Genomic DNA, 22,216 nt, shown 5'->3' with positions numbered 1-22,216 from the left:
TCAAGCGCCGGCTCCCAACGGCTTGGCCGGGTACCAATTGCGCTGCGGCATGTCATGGGCGTGATGCAGCTGAGTGCCCTGGCTGAGGAAGGTCAGGACGCCTCGCCGCTTCAGGGCGTCGGTCACGATGCGGGAACCCATCGAGAGTGAGTCGATGGGCGCCGACATGAAAGCCGTCTTGGTGTACTCGCGCTGATCGCGCGGCCGGCGTGCGCCGACCAGGCGGTCCAGCACCCGGCTCGAGAGATGGTCGGGGTTGCCGGCATTGGGTACCTGCATCAGCCGGAGATTCGTGGGCAGGCCGAGGCCCAGGTGTTCGGCAAAGGTGGAGGCGTCGCTCAGTGCCCGAATGCCTGCGTTGCTCGTCAGCAGCACGCCCCTGCCTTCGAATTCGCCGTACAGCACGGCGCTCGACTCGTCCTCCGCGGACGTCGCCGCGTCACGGGGCAAGGGTTCGAAATCCCAGCGGCTGCTCATGCCGGCACTCGCCAGCCGCATCCATCGCGCCGCGTCGGCCAGCGTCAGCCCGGCGCCCCGCGCCAGCGTCATTCCGAAGGCCGGCAGCAAGCTCTCCACGTACCAGCTCCGGTTGGGCGACAGTACCGTGAACGGTCCGATGACCGCGCCGGCGAAGGGCTCGTTTACCGGCACCTGTCGCGCGTGCGCGATGGTCTCGAGCTTCCGGATCAGCGCCATCGCCTCCCAGGTACGGTCGGTGTGCGCCCAGGGCCGGTGCACCCACAGCTCCCCGACGCTGAGCTTTTCGAGAATGAGCCCGAGACCCTCCGCACCCCTGGCGCCGGGATGCGAGCTCACCACGTAGTCCACGTGCGAACTGAGGCAATACGCCTGGACATGGTTGACCAGCAGCTGGGCCGAGGCCGGTGTACCGCCGTCGCAGACCAGCAACTTGAAGTTGCCGGGCGTGCCCCACCGCACCAGGATGGCCGTGCCGCCGGTATCGCCAGTGAAAAAGTCGACTTCGTAGCCCACAGCTGTGCTCCCTGAATGTTTGTGCATCACTAGACTTGATGCACTGAAACTTGTTGTTGAATGCGGAGAGTGTGTGCGAGACAAGGCCGAAGTGCAAGTAGCATGCGCATCATGTCGATTCATGCAGTGAACACGCTCCTGGGCGCGGAGGTTCGTATACGAGCCGGTCATCCTTTCCGTGGCGCCATCAAGGAGGTCCGGGGCGGCGGGGTTCATGCGGTGCAGATGAAAGACCTGGACCCCCTCGACGGCGTCGACTGGCGAAGCGTCATCCGGACGCAACTGGCCGGACGGCGGGAGCCTGAATGGCTGGCGGCGGGAGATCTGCTCTTCGTCGCACGCGGTACGCGCTTCTACGCCGCGTGCGTTGGAGATCTTCCCGGGCCGGCCGTGTGCGGCCAGCACCTCTTCCATCTGCGGGTGAAGCCCGCGCGCGCATTGCTGCCCGCGTTCCTCGCCTGGCAAATCAATCAGGCTCCCTTCCAGCGGGCTTTGCAGCGCGCTGCCGAGGGCTCCAGCCAGCTGAGCGTGCGGCGGCCTGTGCTGGAATCGCTGCCCATCGGCCTGCCATCTCTGGCCGATCAGGAGAATATCGTCGCGCTCGCCCGCCTTGCGCGACGCGAGCGGCAACTGCAGGACCTGCTCATCCGCAACCGCGAACGGCAGTTCGAATCAATCGCCGAAGCGCTTGCCAGCGCCTCCGGCAACGCATGACACGACCCAGGGAAATCGAGCAACGCATGAATCAGACAGCCATCAGCGCCGTCAGCCAGGACAGCATCAATGCCGCCGTGTGGGCGGCCTGCGACACCTTTCGCGGCGTCGTCGATCCGAGCACGTACAAGGACTACGTGCTGCCGATGCTCTTCCTCAAGTACGTGTCGGACGCGTGGCAGGACCACTACGACGGCTACAAGGCGCAGTACGGCGACACCGCCTCCGACCTCATCGAGGAACTGCTCAAGACCGAGCGCTTCGTCCTGCCGCCCACCGCCAGCTTCTACGCCCTGCATGCCGCGCGCTTTGAGCCCGGCAACGGCGAGCGCATCGATCGCGCGCTGCATGCCATCGAAGACGCCAACATCGCCAAGCTGCGCGACGTGTTCCAGGACATCGGCTTCAACTCCAACAAGCTCGGCGACGAATGGCAGAAGAACGACATCCTGCGTCACCTGCTCGAAGACTTCGCCAGGCCGGAGCTCGATCTTCGTCCCAGCCGGATCGGCCAGCTCGACCTGATCGGCAACGCCTACGAGTACCTCATCAGCCACTTTGCCTCGTCGAGCGGCAAGACCGCCGGAGAGTTCTATACCCCACCCGAAGTCTCCAGCCTCATGGCGCGCCTGATGGACCCCCAGGAAGGCGATGAGATCTGCGACCCGGCGTGCGGGTCCGGCTCCCTGCTCCTGAAGTGCGGCCGCCTGATCCGTGACCGCACCGGCTCCAAGCGCTACGCCCTCTACGGCCAGGAGGCCATCGGCAACACCTGGTCGCTGGCCAAGATGAACATGTTCATGCATGGCGAGGACAACCATCGCATCGAATGGGGCGACACGTTGCGCAACCCCAGGCTGCTGCTCGGCGATGGCAGTCTCAGGCACTTCGACGTCGTCGTGGCCAATCCGCCATTCAGCCTCGAGAAGTGGGGGCACGAGGGCGCGCAGACGGACAAGTTCGGCCGCTTCCGCCGCGGCGTGCCGCCGCGAACGAAGGGCGACTACGCCTTCATCCTCCACATGGTCGAGACCATGAAGCCCGGCGCTGGCCGCATGGCAGTTGTCGTGCCGCACGGCATCCTGTTTCGCGGGGCGGCCGAGGGGCGCATCCGGCAGAAGCTGGTGGAGGAGAACCTGCTCGATGCCGTCATTGGCCTGCCCGAGGGGCTCTTCTATGGAACCGGCATCCCGGCGGCTGTGCTGGTGTTTCGCAGGAACAAGGCTGATGACAAGGTGCTCTTCATCGATGGCAGTCGCGATTTCGAGGCCGGGAAGAATCAGAACGTGCTGCGCGAGGCGGATCTGCAGCGCGTGCTTGATACGTATGGCAAACGCGAGCCGGTGGAGAGGTATGCCTACCTGGCCACGCCTGCGCAAATTGCAGAGAACGACTTCAACCTGAACATTCCGCGCTACGTCAACACCTTCGAGAGGGAAGAACTGCTGGACATAGCAGTACTCCAGCAAGAGCGAGAGGCACTCAAGGAGGAGCTTGCCGGCATCGAGGAAGAAATAGCTGCCCAGCTGACCGAGATCGGCGTGTGAGCGCAGCGCCGGAATCTTCCCGAACCCACCGTTTCGTTGGCCTCGACGCACCGAACAATTGTTCCTTCGCACGCGACAACAAAGTGCAGCAGTCATGCGCCGGCTGATCCCCGACTGCCACACGCAATGACTTTCAATGCCTCCACCGGCGAGCCATTCAGCGCTCACATGTCCGCGCTGCACATGCTCTGCAACCTGGGGTGGAACTACATCAGCGCTACCGAGTGCTCCAGGTTGCGTGGCTCGGCACGCGAGGTCCTCCTCAAGCCGCGCCTCATCGAAGTGCTGCAAACCCGACGCTTCGAGTACAACGGCGACGTCTTTCCTCTCTCACCCAGCGCCATCGATCAGATCCTTCGCGAGCTCATGACAGTTCGGCTCGGCGAGGGCCTGTTGCCAGCCAACGAGCGCATCTACGCCAAGCTCGCCTACGGAATCACGGTCACCGAATTCATGCCCGACGGCCGGAGGCACCAGCCGACGATCCAGGTCATCGACTGGACCGATCCGAGCGCCAATCGTTTCGATGTCACTGAACAGCTGCGGGTGCTCTCCAGCCACGGTACCCACCATCGCTCACCGGACATCGTCGGCTATGTCAACGGAATTCCGCTGGTCGTGATCGAGGCCAAGCAGCCGCACGGGCGCCACAGCGGCAGCATGGCCGACGCGATGGTGCTCGAAGGCATCAGCCAGCAATTGCGCAACCAGCGCCACGACGAAATTCCGGAGCTCTTTGCCTACGCTCAGCTGCTGCTGTCCATCAGCCAGACCCAGGGCCGCTACGGCACCACGGCCACGCCGGCCAAGTTCTGGGCGCAGTGGAACACGGAAGAAGAATTCGACGACGCTCATGTGGGTGCCTTGAAGAACGCACCGCTGTCCGCCCGGTCCCATGCAGCGCTCTTGAAGGGCAAGCCTGCGCCGATACGTGAATGGTTCGAGTCGCTCCGGTCCCGGCCGGCGCTGCCCAACGGGCGAGACCGCTTGCTGGTGTCTCTGTTGAAGCCGCAACGGCTGCTTGCCCTGCTGCGCGGTTTCGTGCTGTTCGACAGCAAGGTCGGAAAAATCGTCGCGCGGCACCAGCAGTTCTTCGGTGTTCGCGCACTGCTCGACCGGCTGGCCGGGCGGCGAGCCGATGGCGCGCGTACCGGTGGCGTGATCTGGCACACCACGGGTTCGGGCAAGAGCTTCACCATGGTCTTCCTTGCCAAGGCCCTCCTGTTGAACGAAGGCCTGAAGGAATGCCGGCTCGTGGTGATCACCGACCGGCGCGATCTCGAACAGCAGCTCGCACGCAACTTCATGACCGGAGGCGCCTTCGGATCGTCCATCGCCACGCACAAGGAGGGCGAGCACAGCCGCGCCATGACCGGGCGCGACCTGGCCCGTCGCATCGGGCAGGGCACGAAGCGCATCACCTTCGCGCTGGTGCAGAAGTTCAACACCGCCGCCAGGCTGGCGGAGTGCCGCAACGAGTCGCCCAACATCGTGGTGCTGGTGGACGAAGGCCATCGCAGCCATGGTGGGGAAACGCACGAGCGCATGAAGAAGGTGCTGCCTCGCGCGGCCTACGTGGCCTTTACCGGCACGCCGCTGCTGAAGGACGAGAAGACAGCGCAGAAGTTCGGCCCCATCGTCCACGCGTACGCCACGCGGCGCGCAGCCGAGGACCATGCCGTCGCACCGCTCCTCTACGAAGAGCGGGTGCCCGGGCTGTCCATCGATGCCGACGCGGTCGATCGCTGGTTCGACAAGATCACCGCCGGCCTCGCCGAGGCGCAACGCGCCGATCTGAAGAAGAAGTACGCCAGCAGCGGAACGGTCTACAGCGCGGCCAATCGCATCGAGCTGATCGCATGGGACATCGCCACGCACTTCCATGAGAACTTCAAGAGGCTGGCGTCTGGCCTGAAGGGGCAGATCGCCACGGCCAGCAAGCTCGATGCAATCCGCTACAAGAAGGCGCTCGACGCGACGGGCCTGGTCACGAGCGCCGTCGTGATTTCCCCGCCCGACATGCGCGAGGGCAACAAGGAGGTCGACGAAGACGGCATGTCCGAGGTGCAGCAATGGTGGAAGCAGAGCGTGCTGAACCAGGACGTCGACGCGCTGCACCACCAGAGGCAGGTGCTTCAGGCCTTCGGGACCGATGGCGACCCCGACCTGCTGATCGTGGTCGATCGCCTTCTCACCGGCTTCGACGAGCCGCGCAACGCAGTGCTCTACATCGACAAGCCGCTGAAGGGCCACAACCTGATCCAGGCCGTAGCCCGCGTGAACCGCCTGCACGATGCCAAGCGCCACGGCCTGCTGGTGGACTACCGCGGCATCCTGAAAGAGCTCGACACGGCGATCCGCGCCTACCAGGACCTCGAGGCCCGGACGCAAGGCGGCTTCGACATTGCCGATCTCGATGGGCTCTATGCGCAGGTGAGCACCGAGTACAAGCAGCTGCCGATGCGGCACGAGACGGTGTGGTCCTTCTTCAAGGGAGTCGCCAATCGCAAGGACCCTGAGCTGCTGCGCCAGGCGTTGAGTCCTCGCTTCGTGAGCGACAAGCAGGGCGGCGAATACGACGTGCGGCAGAAGCTCCGCGACGACTTTTATGCAGCCCTGACGGCCTTCGGTGCCTGTCTGCAGACGGCGCTGTCGTGCCGTGGCTTCTTCGAGGACCGCGGCGTTTCCGAGGCGCTCATCGCGCAGTACAAGGCGGATCTCAAGGCATTGATCCAGGTACGACAGATGGTGCAGCGCGACGCAAGGGAGACCGTCGACTTCAGCGAATACGACGAGCAGGTCATCAGGCTGATCGACGAGCAGGTGATCGGAACAGATGTTCGCGAGATCGGCGGGACCTATGTGGTGCACAAGCTGGCGGCGCCCGATGTTCCAGAGACCTGGCCGCAGGACAAGGCACGCAACGAGGCAGACCTGATCAAGACCCGCTTGCGCAAGACCATCGAGCAGGACCTGGCGGACGACCCCTATGCAAATCAAGTGTTTTCCGAGCTGCTGAAAGGCGCGATCGAGCAAGCGGAGGCCATGTTCGACCATCCGCTCAGGCAGTACGCGCTCTTCAAGGAGCTCGAGCGCGACGTGGATCGGCGGATCACGCCCGGCATGCCGGAAATCCTGGCCTCCAACCCACGGGCGAAGGCCTGCTATGGCGCGATCCTGATCGCATTGGGCGATGAGGCAACGAGGCTGGACGAGGCGCAGCGCAGCCGGCTTGTCGACCACGCGCTCGCCATCAGCGGCGTGGTGCAGGCTGCGCTGGCCGAGCATTCCTTGAACCCGCAGGACATCGAAGCCGCCATCCGCAAGGGTGTGCTGCAGCTGCTCTACGCGCCGCTCGGCCTCGACAGGGCCAACGCCGTGATCGGGCATGTGCTCCAGATCACCCGCGTCGCGCTGGGGCGCCGCGCATGAGCGATGCGGGCTTTCGAAGCCTTCGCTACGGCGACGAACGGATTGCGTTCAGCGTGCGCGTCCATCCTGTGCGCAGGGCACAGCGCATGGCCATTCATGTCGAACCCGACGGGCGCGTCGTGGTCGACGTTTCCGAGCAAACACCCGACGCCGTGGTCCAGGCGGCCGTGCAGCGGCGCGCACGCTGGATCAGCGCTCAGGTCGCGGCGGCTCGGGCGCGTCTTGCAAATGCGCTGCCGCGTGCGCATGCCAGCGGCGAATCCCTGTTCTATCTCGGCCGGCGCTACGTGCTCAAAGTCGTCGTGGACGAAGGCCGGGATGGCAACGTGCGCTTGCACGGCGCGCGCATTGAAGTCGCGGTGGCAAAGGCCGATACCGCGCGCGTGCAGGCATTGCTCGACGCCTGGTACCGAAAGCGCGCCGGCGGGGTGCTGGCCGCGCGCCTCGCCGTCCTTGCGCACACGCTGAGCTGGGTCCGCACGCCGCCGCCGATGCAGCTGCGCGTCACGAAGAAGCGATGGGGCAGCTGCTCGCCGGCGGGGCGGCTCACGCTCAACCCGAATCTCGTCAAGGCGCCGTGCGAGTGCATCGACTACGTGCTCCTTCACGAGCTGTGCCATCTTGGCGAGCACAACCACGGGCCGCGCTTCTGCCGGCTGCTGGACACACGGATGCCGGACTGGCGCCGGGTCAAGGCGCGTCTGGACGCCCTGGCGGAGCAACTGCTGCCCGCCTGATGCCCCGCGCGGCCCAGCGCGCCATTTGCGCCGCAAGCCACGGCCCGTCATCCAGGGGCAGGTCGTGGCCGGCGCTGGGGTGCTCCGCGATTTCGGCGCCCCACTGGCGCGCCAGCCTCCTCGAGCAGTTCGGGCTGACCAGGCCGTCGCGGGCGCTCGCCACCACCAGCAGCGGCACGGAAGGGACCTGCCGCGGCGCCCTGTAGCGCGCGGCGGACAGCACCTGGCGCACCGCGTTTGACGGCGACACCGGCCGTGCCTCGCGGATCGCCGTCCAGTCGTCGAGCACCGCCGTGCCGCCGCCGGCATGGCGGGTGGTGAGCCGCAGGATGGTCGCCTCGCGCTCGCGAGCGTTCTGGCGCCCGAAGGCCAGGCCGAGCAGGGCGCCGTAGTTGGCCGGGCGCAGGCGCTCGTAGAACGGACTGAACGGGCGCAGGCTGGTGTTGATCAGCACGCAGGCTTCGAGCTCGCGCGGGTGCTGCACCGCCCAGTCCACCGCCACCATCGCGCCCAGCGACATCCCGAGCAGGCGATAAGGCGGCGCGATGCCGAGCGCGCGCAGCTGCTCACGGCAGGTTTCCATCGCGGCCCCGATGCGCGCCGGGCTGCGCAGCTGGTTCAGCCGCCCGTTGCCGGGGAGGTCCAGTGCCACGATCCGCGCGGCCGGAAAGGCGTCCTCCAGCAGGCCGATGAAGCGCCCCCAATGCCCGCTCTCTCGCGTGAGTCCGCGCATCAGCACCCAGGTGTCCATCAGTGCCCCCCGTACCAGCGCGCCTTCGCCTGCTGCTCGTGCTGCGCCCGTTGCGCGCCGGTGGGCAGCCAGCGTTCGTGGCTGCCGACGGCGCGGGTGATGAAGTCCAGCCACGCCATGTGCTGGCGCAGCACGCGTTGGTGCCGGTGCTCGATCACCGGGTTGAAGATGCCATGGCGCGAGAAGAGCTGGCGCGGGTTCTTCTTGACCCAAAGCCACGATCCCATCTCCAGCGTCACCGGCAGAAAGACACTCCCGGCCCGGCGCCTGGCACCGAGGTAGAGGTGGTCCCAGAGATCGCCATGGGCCAGGTACTGACGGCTCTGCGGCTCCAGCTTGTAGCGATGGTGCAGCAGGCTCTGGTCGAGGATCTCGCAGAGCGCGTGCATTTCCGCCAGGTGCCCGATGGGCCGCGTGGTGTGCGCATACGGGAACCAGATGCGGTCGCTCAGGCCGAAGCCCGAATGGCAGTCCACCGCCACGCTGAGCGGCCGGCCCAGCAGCTCGGCCTCGACCAGCATGCACAGCGCGGCGCTCTCGCATTGCATCGGCTCGTCGGGCGCGCCGCGGTACCAGGGCAGCTTCGCGCTGATGCGCTGGCCGCCGATCAGGTACGGCACATGCTCCTTCGATTCGACCGGCGCATTGCGCATCAGATCGACGCCGTTGGGATTGGCGCGCGTGCCGAGCCACGTGCCACCGGGATTCACCAGGGGCATGAAGACCAGGCGCATCGTATCGAGCTGGCGGTGCAGCGTCTCGTCCCAGGCGAGCCGCATCACGAGGCTGCGCAGGTAGGCGATCACGACCTGCGCGCCGATGCGTTCCAGGCCGTGCACGCCGCCGAAGAAGCCGACGGCCGGAGCGTCTGCTCGCGTGCTGCCGAGCAGAAAGGCCTGAATGGGGAAGCGCCTCTCGCCGGCCGCCACTTCGCACATGGTGCGCACCTCCACTTGCGTACCGGCCAGCTGGACCAGCTGCGCCAGCTCCAGCAATTCGGGCAAGTCCGGGGAGTTCACGCGTCGGCATCCGGGAAAGGGGTGCGCGCAGGATAGCGGCAATGCATGCCATCAACTTGTCATGCAAAGCTTTTAGGGTTGCAAGACGGCTCTACCCATCGACGGCATTCTCGAGACCATGCACGCTTCCCACTTCTGGCCCCCTACGACCGACGGCCTGCGCGGACTCGGTGCTGCCGTCCTTTGGGGCTTGATCGAAGTCCTGGCTCTGGCGCGCTCGCGCCGCAACAGGCACGAATCGCTTTAAAGCGACCCGTCCGCGGACGGGGGCCTCATGGAAAGCGCCTTGCAGCCGACGATGGTCGGCCGTCTTGTGGTTCGAAACCGCTCAGGCCTTCGGCCCTGGCACGATCACCATCCACCCGACCCCGAAGCGGTCCTGCACCATGCCGAAGCAGGGCGAGAAGAAGGTCGGCCCGAGCGGCATCTGCACCTGGCCGCCCTCGCCGAGCGCCGCGAACCTGCGCTTGGCATCGGCTTCGTCCGCCGCCGTCAGGGACAGCGAGAAGCCGCGGAAGACGGGCGCGTCCTTGGCCATTCCGTCAGAGGCCAGCAGCGTGGTGTCGCCGATCTTGAACTCGGCGTGCATCACGTTGTTCTCGGGGGGCGGGCCGGACATTTCGGCGCCGGCGCACATCTCGGCGTTGCCGGTGGGGACGGGGCTGTCCTTGAACCGCATCAGCATCGTCACTTCGGCGCCGAGGCGGGTGCGGTAGAACTCGAGTGCCTCCTCGCAGCGGCCTTCGAAGAAGAGGTAGGGCTGGACATGCATGGCAATCTCCTTTGCGTGGTGGTGGGGCGGGTGAGGGATTCGATTCGTGCGGCGCTCAGGCCTGCGGGAAGGCGCTCATGTCCATGTATGCGAGCTCCCACATGTGGCCGTCGAGGTCCTGGAAGCCGTGCTGGTACATGAAGCCGTGGTCCTTCGCCTCGGTCGGCGTGCTGCCGCCGGCACGCAGCGCCTTGGCGACCTGGGCCTCGACCTCGGCGCGGCTTTCGCACGACAGGCACAGCAGCACCTCCGTGCTCTTCGACGCATCGGCGATGGCCTTGGGGGTGAAGGTCTTGAAGAAACTCTCGACCAGCAGCATCACGTAGATGTCGTCGCTGATCACCAGGCAGGCACCCTGCTCGTTGGTGAAGCGCGGGTCGAAGCTGTAGCCCAGCGCCCCGTAGAAGGCCTTCGACTTCTCGAGGTTCTTGACGGGGAGATTCACGAAGATCTTGGTGCTCACGGCGGTTCCTTTGGAAAGAGCTGGGGTCAGGGAGGAAAAATTCCGTTGTTGTGTACAACGTCCACAAAACAATAGCAAAGATAATGGACGGCGTCCACATGGAAAACGAAAATACACTCCCTGGCACCACGCCCCCGCCACGCAACACCTATCGCCACGGCGATCTGCGCCGGGCGTTGCTGGAGGCGGGGGTCGAGCTGGCGCGACAAGGCGGCCCCGAGGCGGTGGTGCTGCGCGAAGCCACGCGGCGTGCCGGCGTTGTGCCCAATGCGGCCTACCGGCATTTCGCCAGCCGTCAGGCGCTGCTGCTGGCGGTGCGCGCGGCAGCCCTGTCTGCCGCCGCCGGGGCCATGGAGGCCGAGCTCGCCGCGGTGCCCCGCGACGGTTCCGCTGCCGACATTGCGCGCGCGAGCGTTCGCGCGATCGGCGCCGGCTACCTGCGATTCGCCCAGGAACAGACGGGCCTGTTCCGCACCGCCTTCGGTGCACCCGTGGCGCTGCAGGATCCCCCCGACGACGCCAAGGGCGGCGCGAGCGGGCTCAATCCTTTCCAGCTGCTCGGCGCTTCGCTGGACCAGATGGTGGCCGCGGGTCTCCTGCCGCCTGAACGCCGTCCCGGCGCCGAGTTCCTGGCCTGGTCGGCGGTCCATGGCCTGGCGCTCCTGATCATCGACGGACCTCTGCGCGGCGTGCCCCGCGAGCAAACCGACGAACTGGGCCGCAAGCTCCTCGAAATGGTGGAAAAGGGACTGTGAGCCAAACACGCATTGCCGCCGACATCGATTTCCTCGCACCGTCGCACGAAGTGGCACCGCGCCTGATCGGCCTGGTGCTGCTCGTCGGGGGCGTCGGCGGCCGCATCGTCGAGACCGAAGCCTATGACCGGGACGACCCGGCTTCGCACACCTTCGGCGGCCTCACTCCGCGCAATGCTGCGATGTTCGGGCCACCCGGCCGCGCCTATGTCTACCGTTCCTACGGCATCCATTGGTGCCTCAATTTCGTCTGCCGCGAGGAAGGCCATGGCGCCGGAGTGCTGATCCGCGCGCTGGCGCCAACCGCGGGGCTCGAACGCATGCGCGCGCGGCGCGGCATGGATGACGTGCGCTTGCTGTGCGCGGGGCCCGGCCGCGTTGGGCAGGCGCTGGCAATCGATGCCGGCTTCAACGGCAAGCGGCTCGACCGGCCGCCCTTCGCGCTGCTCGCCGCGCCGGACGATCACCCGGCGGTGGTGGTCGAGACCGGCCCGCGCATCGGCATCACCAAGGCGGCCGACGTGCCCTGGCGTTTCGGAGAAAAGGGCTCGCCCTTCCTGAGCAAGCCTTTCAGGTCTCCGCGCGCCTGAGGTTCTCCTCGCGCGCGATCTGCTGCAGGCTCTCGTAGATGAGCCGGCGCGGCGCCACCTTCCAGCCCATCAGCGACTCGATCGCCGCGACAGCTCGCATCGCCAGCAGCGAGTGGCCGCCAAGGTCGAAGAAGTTGTCGGTGCGGCCAACCTGCTCGACGCCCAGCAGTTCCGACCAGACGCCGGCGATGACCTGCTCGCCGTGCGTGGCGGGCGCCACGTAGCTGCGGCCGTCGGCCAGGGTGACGTCCATCACCGGCGCAGGCAGCGCGGCGCGGTTGACCTTGCCGTTGGGCAGCAGCGGCATCGCGTCGAGCGAGACGAAGTGCTGCGGAATCATGTAGTGCGGCAGCCGCGTGCGCAGGTGCTCGCGCAGTACCGGCGGCGCCGGCGGCACGGGGCCGCGCGAGACGAAGTAGGCCACCAGCCGCACGTCGTCCTCGCGCTCGGCGCGCGTCACCGCCACGCAGTGCGCGAGCTCGGGATGGTCGAGCAGAGCGGACTCGATCTCGCCCATCTCGACGCGGAAGCCCCGCAGCTTCACCTGGTGGTCTGCGCGGCCCATCAGCTCGAGCAGCCCGTCATGGCGCCAGCGGCCCAGGTCGCCGGTCCGGTAAAGGCACGCGCCGGGCGCATCGCCGAAGGGGTCGGGCACGAAGCGCTCGGCCGTGAGCTCGTCGCGGCGGTGGTAGCCCAGCGTGACGCCCGCGCCGCCGATGTAGAGCTCGCCCGGCACGCCGATCGGGCAGGCGTGGCCGTGCTCGTCGAGCACCCAGACCGCGACGTTGTCGATCGGCCGCCCGATCGCGATCGCCTTGCGCGGCTCGGTCACCTTCCAACCGGTCGCCCAGACCGTGCTTTCGGTGGGCCCGTAGATGTTCCAGAGTTCGGCCATGCGCGACAACAGCTGTTCGGCCAGCACCGGTGGCAGCGACTCGCCGCCGATCAGCCCGCGGAAGCCCGGCGCGCCCGCCCAGCCGGTCTCGATCAGCCCGCGCCAGGCGGAGGGCGTGGCTTGCAGCAGCGTGGCCCGGTGCGTCTCGAGCAACGCGCGCAGCGCGGCCGGGTCGTGCACCTGCTGCTGCGAGGCAATGATCACCTTCGCGCGCACCACCAGCGGCAGCAGCAGATCGAGTACCGACGGGTCGAAGGAGGGGCTGGTGATCGCCAGCAAGCAGTCCTCCGCCGACAGGCCCGGGGCCTTCACCATTCCCGCGAGAAAGTTCACCACCCCCCGATGGGGAACGCGCACGCCCTTGGGCTGGCCGGTGGAGCCCGAGGTGTAGATGAGGTAGGCCTCGTCCACCGGCGTGGCGTCGAGCGCCGGGTCGGGAGCCAGCGGCTGTGCGGGATGGCCGGACACCAATTGTTCGTCATCGAGCGACAGCATCGGGATCGCCAGTCCTTCCAGGATGCCGTGCGTGTCCTGCTGCGCCAGCACGGCGGCCAGGTCGGCATCGGCCGCCATGAAGCGCAGACGATCAGGCGGGTAGTCGGGGTCCAGCGGCACGTAGGCCGCGCCAGCCTTCATCACGGCCAGTTGCGCGATGAGCATGTCAGGGCTTCGCGCAATGCACAGGCCCACACGCTGGCCACGTGCAATGCCGCGCTTGCGCAGCGCGTGGGCCAGCCGGTTCGAGCGCGCCTCGAGCTCGCCGTAGCTCAGCGTGCGGCCGGCCGCGTCGATCACCGCCACGCGTTCGCGTACCTCCGGCGCGCCCAGGTCCAGGTAGTCGTGCACCAGCTGCCGCGCGGGCAGCGGCGAGCGCGCCCCGTTCCAGCCGTTGCGCAGCAGGTTCAGCTGCGCCGGCGCGAGCATCTCGTGCGTCGAGATCCGCCGCTCCGGCTGCGCGAGCAGCCGTTCGACCAGCGCAAGATAGTTCTCCAGCATGCGCGCGGCGGTCGCCTCGCTGTAGAGATCGCTCGCGTACTCGAGGTGGATGCGGTGCGAGAACTCGGTGTCGATGTGCATCGACAGGTCGAACTGCGCGGCCACGCGCTCGAAGTCGAATTCGTCCACCTCCAGCCCGAAGAGCTCTGGCTCGCCCACCGGCGCATTGAGCACGTTGAAGAGCACGCGCACCGGGCCCTCGGGCCGCAGCGTGCGGTCGTGGCCCAGCGCGTCGATCAGCTCGTCGAAAGGCGCGTCCTGGTGCGTGTACGCCTCCAGCGCGTTGCGGCGCACGCGATGCACCAACTGCGTGAAGCTGGGATCGCCACCGAGGTCGGTGCGCATCACCAGCGTGTTGACCAGCGTTCCCACGAGCGGCTCGGCGGCGAAGCGGTGGCGGTTCGCGATCGGCGTGCCGATCGCGATGTCGTCGCTCTTCGCGTGGCGCGACAGCATCAGCACGAAGGCCGACAGGTAGACCACGAAGGGCGTGACCGCCTCGCGACCGCCGAAATCGCGCATGGCCTCGCGCAGCCGCGGCGGCAGCCCGGCCGAAACGCGCGCGCCCCGGTGGCTGGCCTTCGCCGGCCGCGGGAAGTCGGTGGGCAGGTCCAGGTCGGGCAGGTCGCGAAGGCGCTCCAGCCAGTAGTCGAGGTGCGCCCGCCGTGCCTCGACGGCCGCCGGACTGCGTTGCCAGGCCGCATAGTCGGCATAGCCGATGGCCGGGGGGTCCGACACCGGCTCGCGCCCGATGGCCAGCGCGCCGTAAGCTGCGAGGGCTTCGCGCATCAGCAGCGCCCCCGCCCAGTTGTCGGTGATCGCGTGGTGCAGCACCCAGAACAACACGTGCTCGCGCTCGCCCAGCCGGATCAGGGTCGGCCGGTGCAACGGGGCCTGCGACAGGTCGAAGGGCTGGGCCGCGCGCTCGGCGAGCAGCACGCGCGCCTGTGCATTGCGCTCGCGCTCGGGCAGGCGGCTCAGGTCGATCTGTTCGACCGGAACGGCGAGCGCGGGCAGGATCGACTGCATCGGCTCGTGCTCGCCCATCACGAAGCAGGTGCGCAGGCCCTCGTGCCGCTGCACCATGGCGTCGAGCGCCTGCTGGCACAGCGCAGGATCGAAGGGGCCGCGCAGCCGGATCGCGATCGGCACGTTGTACGCGGTCGATGCCGGGTCGAAATGCTGGATCACCCACATCCGCCGTTGCGAGAGCGAGGCCGGCAGCGGTGCGCCGCGCGGCACGGGCTCGATGCCGGCCGGTAGCAGCGCCCGGCTCTCCTGCGGCGCCTGCTCGGCCTTGGCGACGTGTGCGGCCATCGCAGCCACGCTGGCATGCTCGAACAGCTCGGCCAGCGGCAGCGCCACGCCGAAGCGGGCCCCGAGCCGCGAGAGCACCTGCGTCATGCGCAGCGAGTTGCCGCCGAGCTCGAAGAAGCTCTCGTCCACGCCGAAGGCACGCGTGCCCAGCACTTCGCACCAGATGTCCCACACCGCCTTCTCGCGCTCGTCGCGCGGCGCCACGTAGCCCAGGCGCCCGCGGCGCTCGCCGTCTTCGGCGCCCTCCTCGTGCATGGGCTCGGTGCCGGCATCGATCGGCACCGCCAGTGGCAGTTCGTTGGCCAGGAAGGCCTCACGGCAACGGTGGCGCTGCACCTTGCCGCTGGAGGTGCGCGGCAATCCGCCCGCGCGCAGCAGGGCGACGGCATGCACCGGCAGGCCGTGCTCCACCGCGATGGCCCGGCGCACCGCGCGGAACACGGCCGCGGCATCGGCGTCGGCCTGGGCCCGCCGGTCCAGCTCCAACGCCAGCACCACGCCCTCGCCGGCGGGCGTCTCCAGCGCGAAGGCCGCGCCGAAACCCGGCCGCAGCGCCGGATGGGCGCGCTCCGCGCTCCACTCCAGGTCCTGCGGATAGTGGTTTTCGCCGTGGACGATGATCAAGTCCTTCGATCGGCCGGTGACGAAAAGCTCGCCCTCGTCGAGGAAGCCGAGATCGCCGGTGCGCAGGAAGGGGCCGGTACCGTCCGCCAGGTGCCCCGCGAACGTGGCCTCGGTCGCCTCGGGCTGCATCCAGTAGCCGCCGCCGACGCCGGGCGCGCGCACCCAGATCTCGCCGACGCAGCGATCGGCGCAGGGCTGCTGCTCTTCGTCGACGATGAGGATTTCCGTATCCCGCATGGCCTGTCCGCAGCCGACCAGCCGCCGCCCCTGGCCCGCGCCTCCAGGCAGCGGCTCGAAGCGGTGGGCCAGCAGGGCCCCGGCGTCCGCCGAGACGATGCGGGGCGCCGCTTCGAGCGTGCTCGCGCTGACACCCAGCACCGCCTCTGCCAGTCCATAGGACGGCGCGAACACGCGCGCGGGCATGCCGGCTGCACCGAACACCGCGAGCACACGCTCGACGGTGTCGGCCTTGACGGGTTCGGCGCCGCAGTTCAGCGACACCAGGCTGTCCAGGCGTGCGCCCAGCGGCTTGTCGCCCAGGGCCTGCAGACAGGCGACGAACGCCGAGTCCGGCGCGCCCGTGTGCGTGATGCGATAGGTCTCGACGGCCTCCAGCCAGCGCAGCGGCCGGCGCAGGAAGGCCACGGGGGACATCAGGTAGCCGGTGCCCCCTGCCACCACCGGCGCCAACACGCCGAAGGCCAGGCCGTAGTCATGGAAATGCGGCAGCCAGCTGAGTCCGCGCGAACCGGCATCTGCATGGCCCGCGGCGATCATCGCGCGCACGTTCGCCAGCACGTTCAGGTGCGACAGGCGAACGCCGCGCGGCGCCGATGTGGAACCGGAGGTGTACTGCAGGTAGGCCAGCGCCTGGGCATCGAGCAACGGCGGGATGAAGTCTTGCCGCATGGCCGCCAGCTGTGCTGCATCGGGCAGGGCCGTCCAGCGCGCCATTGCCAAGGTGGCAGGGTCCAGCGCGGCGGCCGCGGCGTCCAGCAGCTTCGCGCTGGTCAGCACCAGTGCCGCGCGCGAATCGGCGATCACGCTGCGCAGGCGTGGTGCCGCGTGATGCAGGCGCATCGGATCCGGCGCCGGCACCGGCACTGCGACCCGTCCGCCGAGCAGGCAGGCCCAGAAGGCCCGCACGAAATCCAGCCCCGGCGGAAATGCCAGCAGTACGCGGTCGCCTGGACGGGTTGCGGTAGCCAGCCATGCGGCAATGTGGTGGACCTCGTCACGCAACCGGGCATAGCTGCTGTGCTGCGCGAGGGACAAATCCTCCGCAAGGAACCCATAGGCCAACTGCTGGGGGCGTGCCGCGCATTGCTCCTCGAAGACGAAGGCCAGGGTGTCTTGTGGCGCTTGAGTTGCAACGGGCTGCAAGCTGTCGATGGAGTGCGAATTGAACATGTATGGGAGCGCCCTGCGGTTGAAGGGGGGGCATCGTGCGACGCAACGAGCGCTGCCTTTTTGTCATCATGTTGCGCTGCAACACGCCGGTGATATTCGTCAGTTCGATGGTGACTTTGTCTGACAGGAGGTTGAGGATGGGAAAGCGCAGTTCCTTGCCCATTTCTTGGCGCGGGAATCTTCCGTGCTCCCCCGTTACTCAGCAGCACCGAGCCAAAAAGGCTTCTTCGGGAACATCCACCGTGCGACTCACTTCCTTGCAAATCATTTCCGGCGGACAGAAACCGCTTCGCCCCACTCCCACACCTCAGGAAAACAAGCCGCCGATGGTCTACGGCCGGCCGGGCTTCCAGATCCGCGCCGATGGCACCGTGCTCGTGGCACCTGAGGTTTCGGCAGGCGGGCCCGCCAACGTCCACCAACTGTTGGTGCGGCTGTTGCACAGCGAAGACCCGGAGACGCGTGCGTTCATCATCAAGGCGATCGAGAGCGATCGATGCGAGGTGGACGTCGCTGCGCTGCGCGACGCGCTTCGACTGAGTGCGGACGTCATGAAGGGCCTGCGGAAGGGCTTTGACTCGAGCTCCCTGCGCAAGCTGGGCGCAGAGGAGCCGCCCTGTTCGTCTTCACCTCGAGCCGTCGTCGAAACACTGCAGCGGGAAGTCGACCGCATGCGCTCGTGTCTGTCGCTGCCGGACGTGCTGACCCTGGCCAAATTCGCTGCGCGTGAAATAGCAAGACGATTCCCCGCCGGCGAGCGCATTCCAGACCCGTATCAAGCGCGGCAGCTGTATCAAAGCATGACGGCGCATGAATGCTTCCAGGGGCGGACATTGCACAACGATTCGCTGTTCAGCGGCACGCTGAACGCGATCGACATGGAAGTGGCCGAGCAACTCGCGGAGGCGCACGACCCGCTGGCGCCTTTGCTGAGCGCATCGGCGCGTTGGCTCGACAGACTGCTTGTTCGAGCGGCGGACACAAAGGTGCCATTGACAGAGGACAACAAGAAGGATTTGGCGAAGGCCATCGGCACTGCCTACTGCGCCGTGCTCGGTCACTCGTTCTGCCTGGGTGAAGAGGGGCCCCAGCACATGAATCAACGGATCCAGCATCACGTGCACGTGGCACTCGATAAGCTCGGCCCCGGCAACAGAAAGCGGGGCCCTGAGGATCTGGAACAACCCCCTGCAACCAGGACATTCGGCGACCCCGCGCAACACACGCAACAACAAGCGGCGCGCGTTCAAGGACTGCACATGGCCGCCAGTGCGCGCGCCATGTTGAGCGTTGACTTCGAGTTCCAGGCAGGCTTGCGCTGTCTGCAGCATGCCTTCAACAACGGCTGGACCAACTGGCTGGCGCTGCACCGCCCCGAGCTTCCGTTTGAAAAGCTTTCCCTGCCCAACGAAGCCCAGGAACTGAGCCGCATCGACGCCATCCAGACGCCTGACGGATATCCCATGCAGAGGCTGCGGCTCATGCCTCGACAGTGGCATGCGCTGATGCCCGAACTCGAAGCCCATCTGGATCTCGCGATCGTTTTCAAAGGCCCCACCAACCTGCAATTCGGCGACTCGCAAGTCCACCAGACCCACCACTACACGGCCTTGATCAATGTGAACGGCGTGTGTTTCGAACTGGAGTCGATGGCCCCGGATGACACGGCGGCCAAACGCTGGCTTCCGAGCCTTCAGGACTACCTCGAGAGCCTGCAAGGCGGCGTCTACATGGCCATTCGGGGCGACGGCGACCATCCGCTGTCGAAGTACGTGAAGCTGATGGCCATCGAGCTTTTCTGGAGGACCTGCGAGGCGCTCGGGGTCTTGCTTAACAGGCAACCCATCATCGAACTTGCGAAGTCGCTCCCCTTGAATGGCAGGGAGGACGCGGCGCGCCAGATCGACGCAGACTTTGCGGCGGCGTTCTGCCGCGGCAGCCTTTCTCTGCCCCATGCTGCCAGTCACCAAAAGAGGGTTCCGGAGGGGCTTGGCCGTAGCCAGGAGATCGTGAGCTGGCTCGATACACTCGGAAGCACCGAGGCCATCTTGTGGACGGGAACCGACCCCATGGTGGTGGCCGTGGCGCGCGCCGCCTCGGGCGAATGGCTTGCGTTCGACAGCGCGACCAGGTCGCGGCGTTCCTTGTGGGAGGTCTTGAACGGGCAACAGGCGCTGTTCAAGAGACTCGCTCCTGACGAACACATGAAACGCGCCGGGTTTGCGCGCGCGCTGACGGTGACGCCTCGTGTCGTCCGGGTCACTTCACCCAAGCTCGTCCTGGGCGCAGCTCAAGCGTCTCGCCCCGTCGAAGCGGCGGGGACATGGGTCTTGCGTCCTCCTGGCAACGTCGAAAAGCGAATTTCGCAGACCTCGAGCGACCCGGCGGTTCTCGCGTCTCAGCAGGTGATGTTGCATGCGTTCCAGCAATACTCGTCTTATTCGAATAAGCAGGCGGCCATCAGGAACCTGAAGTCGGACCCCACTGTCACGACCGGCGCCCAGGCCATCGAACGTGTGGTCTACGGCAAACTAACACCCGCCCAGTACGAAACACTGCTCACGATGGCACGCAATTGGCAGGCTTCGGATCCGATACCTGGCGGGTACCTCGCGACGCTTTTCCTCACGGGCCGGCGTGCCCCGAAGCACAAGGATCTGCTCGAGCTGCTGCCTGACGGATTTCCGCTGTGTCTCGTGCCCTTTGCCCAACTCATTCGAAGCAACGTGTCAGGCTGGAGCTTGCCGAACAGAAAGCTCGGCAATGCCGTGCTGGTCAAGCTCGGGTTGATGCAGATCGTCGACCTCACGTAGCCCGAGGCGTGGCGCTCAGGCGTCCACCTTCACCTTGCCGTCCCGCACCACCCGGCCCCATTTCTGGATCTCCGACGCGATGAACTGGCGGAACTTCTCGCGCGAGCCGCCGCCGTCTTCCGCGCCGTAGGTGTCGAGCTTTTCCTGCACGTCGGGCATTGCCAGCACGGTGTTGACGTCGCGGTTGATCTTGTCGGCGATCTCCGCCGGCAGCTTGCCGGGCCCCGCCAGGCCGTACCAGGTGGTGGCATCGAAGCCTTCGAAGCCCTGCTCCTGCATGGTCGGCACGCTCGGATGGCCCTTGGCCCGCTTCAGGCGCGTCTGCGCCACCGCCGTGACCTTGCCGCTCTTCACGTGCGGCGTGGCCGCCGTCATGGTTTCGAAGCTGTACTGGATCTGGTTGCCCATCAGGTCCGCGAGCAACGGCCCGCTGCCCTTGTAGGGCACGTGCAGCGCATCGACCTTGGCCTGCAGCTTGAACATCTCGAGTGCCAGGTGCTGCGCCGAGCCCGCGCCGGCCGAGCCGAAGCTCACCTTGCCCGGCTCGGCGGCGCACAGCGCGACGATGTCCTTCACCGTCAGGGCCTTCTGCGCCGGCCCCGCGATCAGCAGGTTGGGCGTGACGCCCACCAGCACGATCGGCACGAAGTCCTGCTCCACGCTGTAGCGCAGCCTGGGCTGCAGGTTGGGCGCGAGCGCGTGGCTGTTGATGTGCGCCATCAACAGGGTCGAGCCGTCGCTCGGCTGCGTCGACACGTACTCGGCCGCGAGCACCCCGGCCACCCCGCCCTTGTTCTCCACGATGACCGACTGGTTCCACAGGGTCGTCAGCTTCTGCGCCACCACCCGCGCCAGCGCGTCCGTGCCTCCGCCCGGCGGAAAGCCGACCACGATGCGCACGGGGCCGCTGGGCCATGCCTGGGCGAACACGCGCGGCACGCCGAGGGTGACCGCCGCCGCGCCTGCTGCCTGAATCAAGGAACGTCGTTGCATGGTCGGGTCTCCTGGTTGATTGGCTTCGGCCGGCGTCGATTCAGGCCGCCTTCTTCAGCGCCGCCGGCGCCGGGTGGCTCGCGAAATGGTCCATCGCCGACTGCACGCCGCTGCCCGCGAGCTTCACGCCCGCAAGCTTCAGCCCCATCTCCACGCCGGCCACCATCGCCACCAGCGTGAGGTCGTTGCTGTCGCCCAGGTGGCCCATGCGGAACATGCGGCCCTTGAGCTTGCCCAGGCCCGTGCCCAGCGAAAGGTCGAAGCGTTCGTGGATCAGCCGCCGCAGCGCATCCGCGTCCACCCCTTCGGGCGTGATCACTCCGGTCAGCACCGGCGAATGAACCGCGGGGTCGGCGCATTGCGTCGGCAGGCCCCAGGCCTTGACTGCGGCGCGCACCCCCGCGCCCCATCGCTGGTGGCGCGCGAACACCTGCGGCAAGCCCTCGCCCAGCAGCATGTCCAGCGACTCGCTCAGCCCGTAGAGCAGGTTGGTGTTGGGCGTGTAAGGCCAGTAGCCGCCCTGGTTCATTTCCACGATTTCGTCCCAGGCCCAGAAGGCCTTGGGCAGCTGCGCAGTCTTGCTGCGCTCCATCGCCTTGGGCGACACCGCGTTGAAGCTGATTCCGGGCGGCAGCATCAGGCCCTTCTGCGAGCCGCTGACGGTCACGTCCACGCCCCACTCGTCGTGGCGGTAGTCGGCGCTCGCCAGCCCCGAGATGCTGTCGACCATCAGAAGGGCGGGATGGCCCGCCGCATCGATCGCGCGGCGCACCGCCGCGATATCGGAGGTCACGCCGGTGGAGGTCTCGTTGTGCACCACGCAGACCGCGCGGATTTTCCTGTCCGCGTCCCTGCGCAGCCGTGCTTCGATCAGGTCGGCCTGCACCCCATGGCGCCAGCCGCGCGGCAGGCCGGTCTCGTCCACGCCCGGCAGGCTCAGGAACTCGGGCGCCAGGCCCAGGCGCAGCGCCATCTTCTGCCACAGCGTGGCGAAGTGTCCGGTCTCGTACATCAGCACCGCGTCGCCGGGGCTCATCACATTGGCCAGCGCGGCTTCCCAGGCGCCGGTGCCCGAAGCCGGATAGATCACCACCGGGTGCCGGGTCTGGAACACCTGGCGGATGCCTGCGAGCACCTTCAGGCCGAGCGCGCCGAACTCGGGCCCGCGGTGATCGATCGTGGGCAGGCTCATCGCGCGCAGGATGCGGTCGGGTACCGGGCTCGGGCCGGGGATCTGCAGGAAGTGGCGGCCGGTGGGATGAAAGTCGAGTTGAAGCATGGCGATCCTTTTTTAAAGTTTTGCATGCAAAATATATCGGGCCATGATGGATTACCCTGAAGGCATCGCCCAGAGGCCACTAGTTTTTGCATTCAAAATGCATCCGGAGAGGAAAA

15 protein-coding genes are annotated in these 22,216 nt (G+C 67.2%); 7 read left to right on the top strand and 8 right to left on the bottom strand.

Going from position 1 to position 22,216, the window contains the following annotated elements; genetic code table 11:
• Entirely contained in the window at window positions 1–1,020 is a 1,020-nt protein-coding gene (locus E5CHR_RS30285; protein ID WP_162583443.1) for a hypothetical protein, read from the bottom strand.
• 75 nt (window positions 1,021–1,095) lie between these two features.
• Here E5CHR_RS30285 and E5CHR_RS30280 point away from each other — a divergent pair, with 75 nt between their 5' ends.
• The 4 genes from E5CHR_RS30280 (at window position 1,096) to E5CHR_RS30265 (ending at window position 7,423) form a co-directional block, all read left to right on the top strand.
• Entirely contained in the window at window positions 1,096–1,707 is a 612-nt protein-coding gene (locus E5CHR_RS30280; protein WP_232062254.1) for a restriction endonuclease subunit S, read from the top strand.
• A gap of 26 nt (window positions 1,708–1,733) precedes the next feature.
• Window positions 1,734–3,254, top strand: coding sequence for a type I restriction-modification system subunit M (locus E5CHR_RS30275; protein WP_162583442.1), 1,521 nt, complete (start codon window positions 1,734–1,736; stop codon window positions 3,252–3,254).
• A 168-nt stretch (window positions 3,255–3,422) separates the two neighbouring features.
• Window positions 3,423–6,686 carry a type I restriction endonuclease subunit R gene (locus E5CHR_RS30270; RefSeq protein WP_232062253.1) on the top strand — a complete coding sequence of 1,088 codons (3,264 nt, stop codon included), beginning with the start codon at window positions 3,423–3,425 and terminating at the stop codon, window positions 6,684–6,686.
• Window positions 6,683–7,423, top strand: a complete 741-nt coding sequence (locus E5CHR_RS30265; protein ID WP_162583440.1) for a M48 family metallopeptidase — start codon at window positions 6,683–6,685, stop codon at window positions 7,421–7,423. Before E5CHR_RS30270 ends, E5CHR_RS30265 begins: the two co-directional genes overlap by 4 nt.
• On the opposite strand, the gene E5CHR_RS30260 is transcribed toward E5CHR_RS30265, so the two are convergent.
• The 4 genes from E5CHR_RS30260 to E5CHR_RS30245 all read right to left on the bottom strand — a co-directional run bounded on the left by E5CHR_RS30260 (window position 7,377) and on the right by E5CHR_RS30245 (window position 10,428).
• Window positions 7,377–8,174: an alpha/beta fold hydrolase gene (locus tag E5CHR_RS30260; RefSeq protein WP_162583439.1), complete on the bottom strand. Its 798-nt coding sequence runs from the start codon at window positions 8,172–8,174 to the stop codon at window positions 7,377–7,379. The two genes, E5CHR_RS30265 and E5CHR_RS30260, sit on opposite strands and share 47 nt — an antisense overlap.
• Entirely contained in the window at window positions 8,174–9,193 is a 1,020-nt protein-coding gene (locus E5CHR_RS30255; RefSeq protein ID WP_232062252.1) for a M14 family zinc carboxypeptidase, read from the bottom strand. Before E5CHR_RS30255 ends, E5CHR_RS30260 begins: the two co-directional genes overlap by 1 nt.
• A 328-nt stretch (window positions 9,194–9,521) precedes the next feature.
• Window positions 9,522–9,965, bottom strand: coding sequence for a VOC family protein (locus E5CHR_RS30250; protein WP_162583438.1), 444 nt, complete (start codon window positions 9,963–9,965; stop codon window positions 9,522–9,524).
• A gap of 55 nt (window positions 9,966–10,020) precedes the next feature.
• Window positions 10,021–10,428 (bottom strand): VOC family protein, encoded by a 408-nt coding sequence (locus E5CHR_RS30245; RefSeq protein ID WP_162583437.1) that lies wholly within the window; start codon window positions 10,426–10,428, stop codon window positions 10,021–10,023.
• Window positions 10,429–10,526: 98 nt separating this feature from the next.
• On the opposite strand from E5CHR_RS30245, the gene E5CHR_RS30240 reads away from it, so the two are divergent.
• Both E5CHR_RS30240 and E5CHR_RS30235 read left to right on the top strand, forming a co-directional pair.
• Window positions 10,527–11,183: a TetR/AcrR family transcriptional regulator gene (locus tag E5CHR_RS30240; RefSeq protein WP_232062251.1), complete on the top strand. Its 657-nt coding sequence runs from the start codon at window positions 10,527–10,529 to the stop codon at window positions 11,181–11,183.
• Window positions 11,180–11,773 carry a DNA-3-methyladenine glycosylase gene (locus E5CHR_RS30235; protein WP_232062250.1) on the top strand — a complete coding sequence of 198 codons (594 nt, stop codon included), beginning with the start codon at window positions 11,180–11,182 and terminating at the stop codon, window positions 11,771–11,773. The genes E5CHR_RS30240 and E5CHR_RS30235 overlap by 4 nt, the downstream gene beginning before the upstream one ends.
• Here E5CHR_RS30235 and E5CHR_RS30230 read toward each other — a convergent pair.
• The gene (locus E5CHR_RS30230; RefSeq protein ID WP_162583435.1) at window positions 11,754–17,015 is read right to left on the bottom strand and encodes a non-ribosomal peptide synthetase; all 5,262 of its coding nucleotides are present in this window, start codon (window positions 17,013–17,015) and stop codon (window positions 11,754–11,756) included. The two genes, E5CHR_RS30235 and E5CHR_RS30230, sit on opposite strands and share 20 nt — an antisense overlap.
• 242 nt (window positions 17,016–17,257) lie before the next feature.
• Between E5CHR_RS30230 and E5CHR_RS30225 the strand changes: the two genes are divergently transcribed.
• The gene (locus E5CHR_RS30225; protein ID WP_162583434.1) at window positions 17,258–19,828 is read left to right on the top strand and encodes a hypothetical protein; all 2,571 of its coding nucleotides are present in this window, start codon (window positions 17,258–17,260) and stop codon (window positions 19,826–19,828) included.
• A 15-nt stretch (window positions 19,829–19,843) separates the two neighbouring features.
• Here the strand turns inward: E5CHR_RS30225 and E5CHR_RS30220 are convergent, their stop codons facing one another.
• Window positions 19,844–20,821 carry a Bug family tripartite tricarboxylate transporter substrate binding protein gene (locus tag E5CHR_RS30220; RefSeq protein WP_162583433.1) on the bottom strand — a complete coding sequence of 326 codons (978 nt, stop codon included), beginning with the start codon at window positions 20,819–20,821 and terminating at the stop codon, window positions 19,844–19,846.
• A gap of 40 nt (window positions 20,822–20,861) precedes the next feature.
• The gene (locus E5CHR_RS30215) at window positions 20,862–22,100 is read right to left on the bottom strand and encodes a pyridoxal-phosphate-dependent aminotransferase family protein (protein ID WP_162583432.1); all 1,239 of its coding nucleotides are present in this window, start codon (window positions 22,098–22,100) and stop codon (window positions 20,862–20,864) included.
• Between the last annotated feature and the right edge of the window lie 116 nt (window positions 22,101–22,216).

This window comes from Variovorax sp. PBS-H4 (assembly GCF_901827205.1).
Lineage (GTDB): Bacteria > Pseudomonadota > Gammaproteobacteria > Burkholderiales > Burkholderiaceae_C > Variovorax.
Note: the sequence above shows the minus strand (reverse complement) of the source record. Positions and strands in the feature narration are given on the sequence as shown.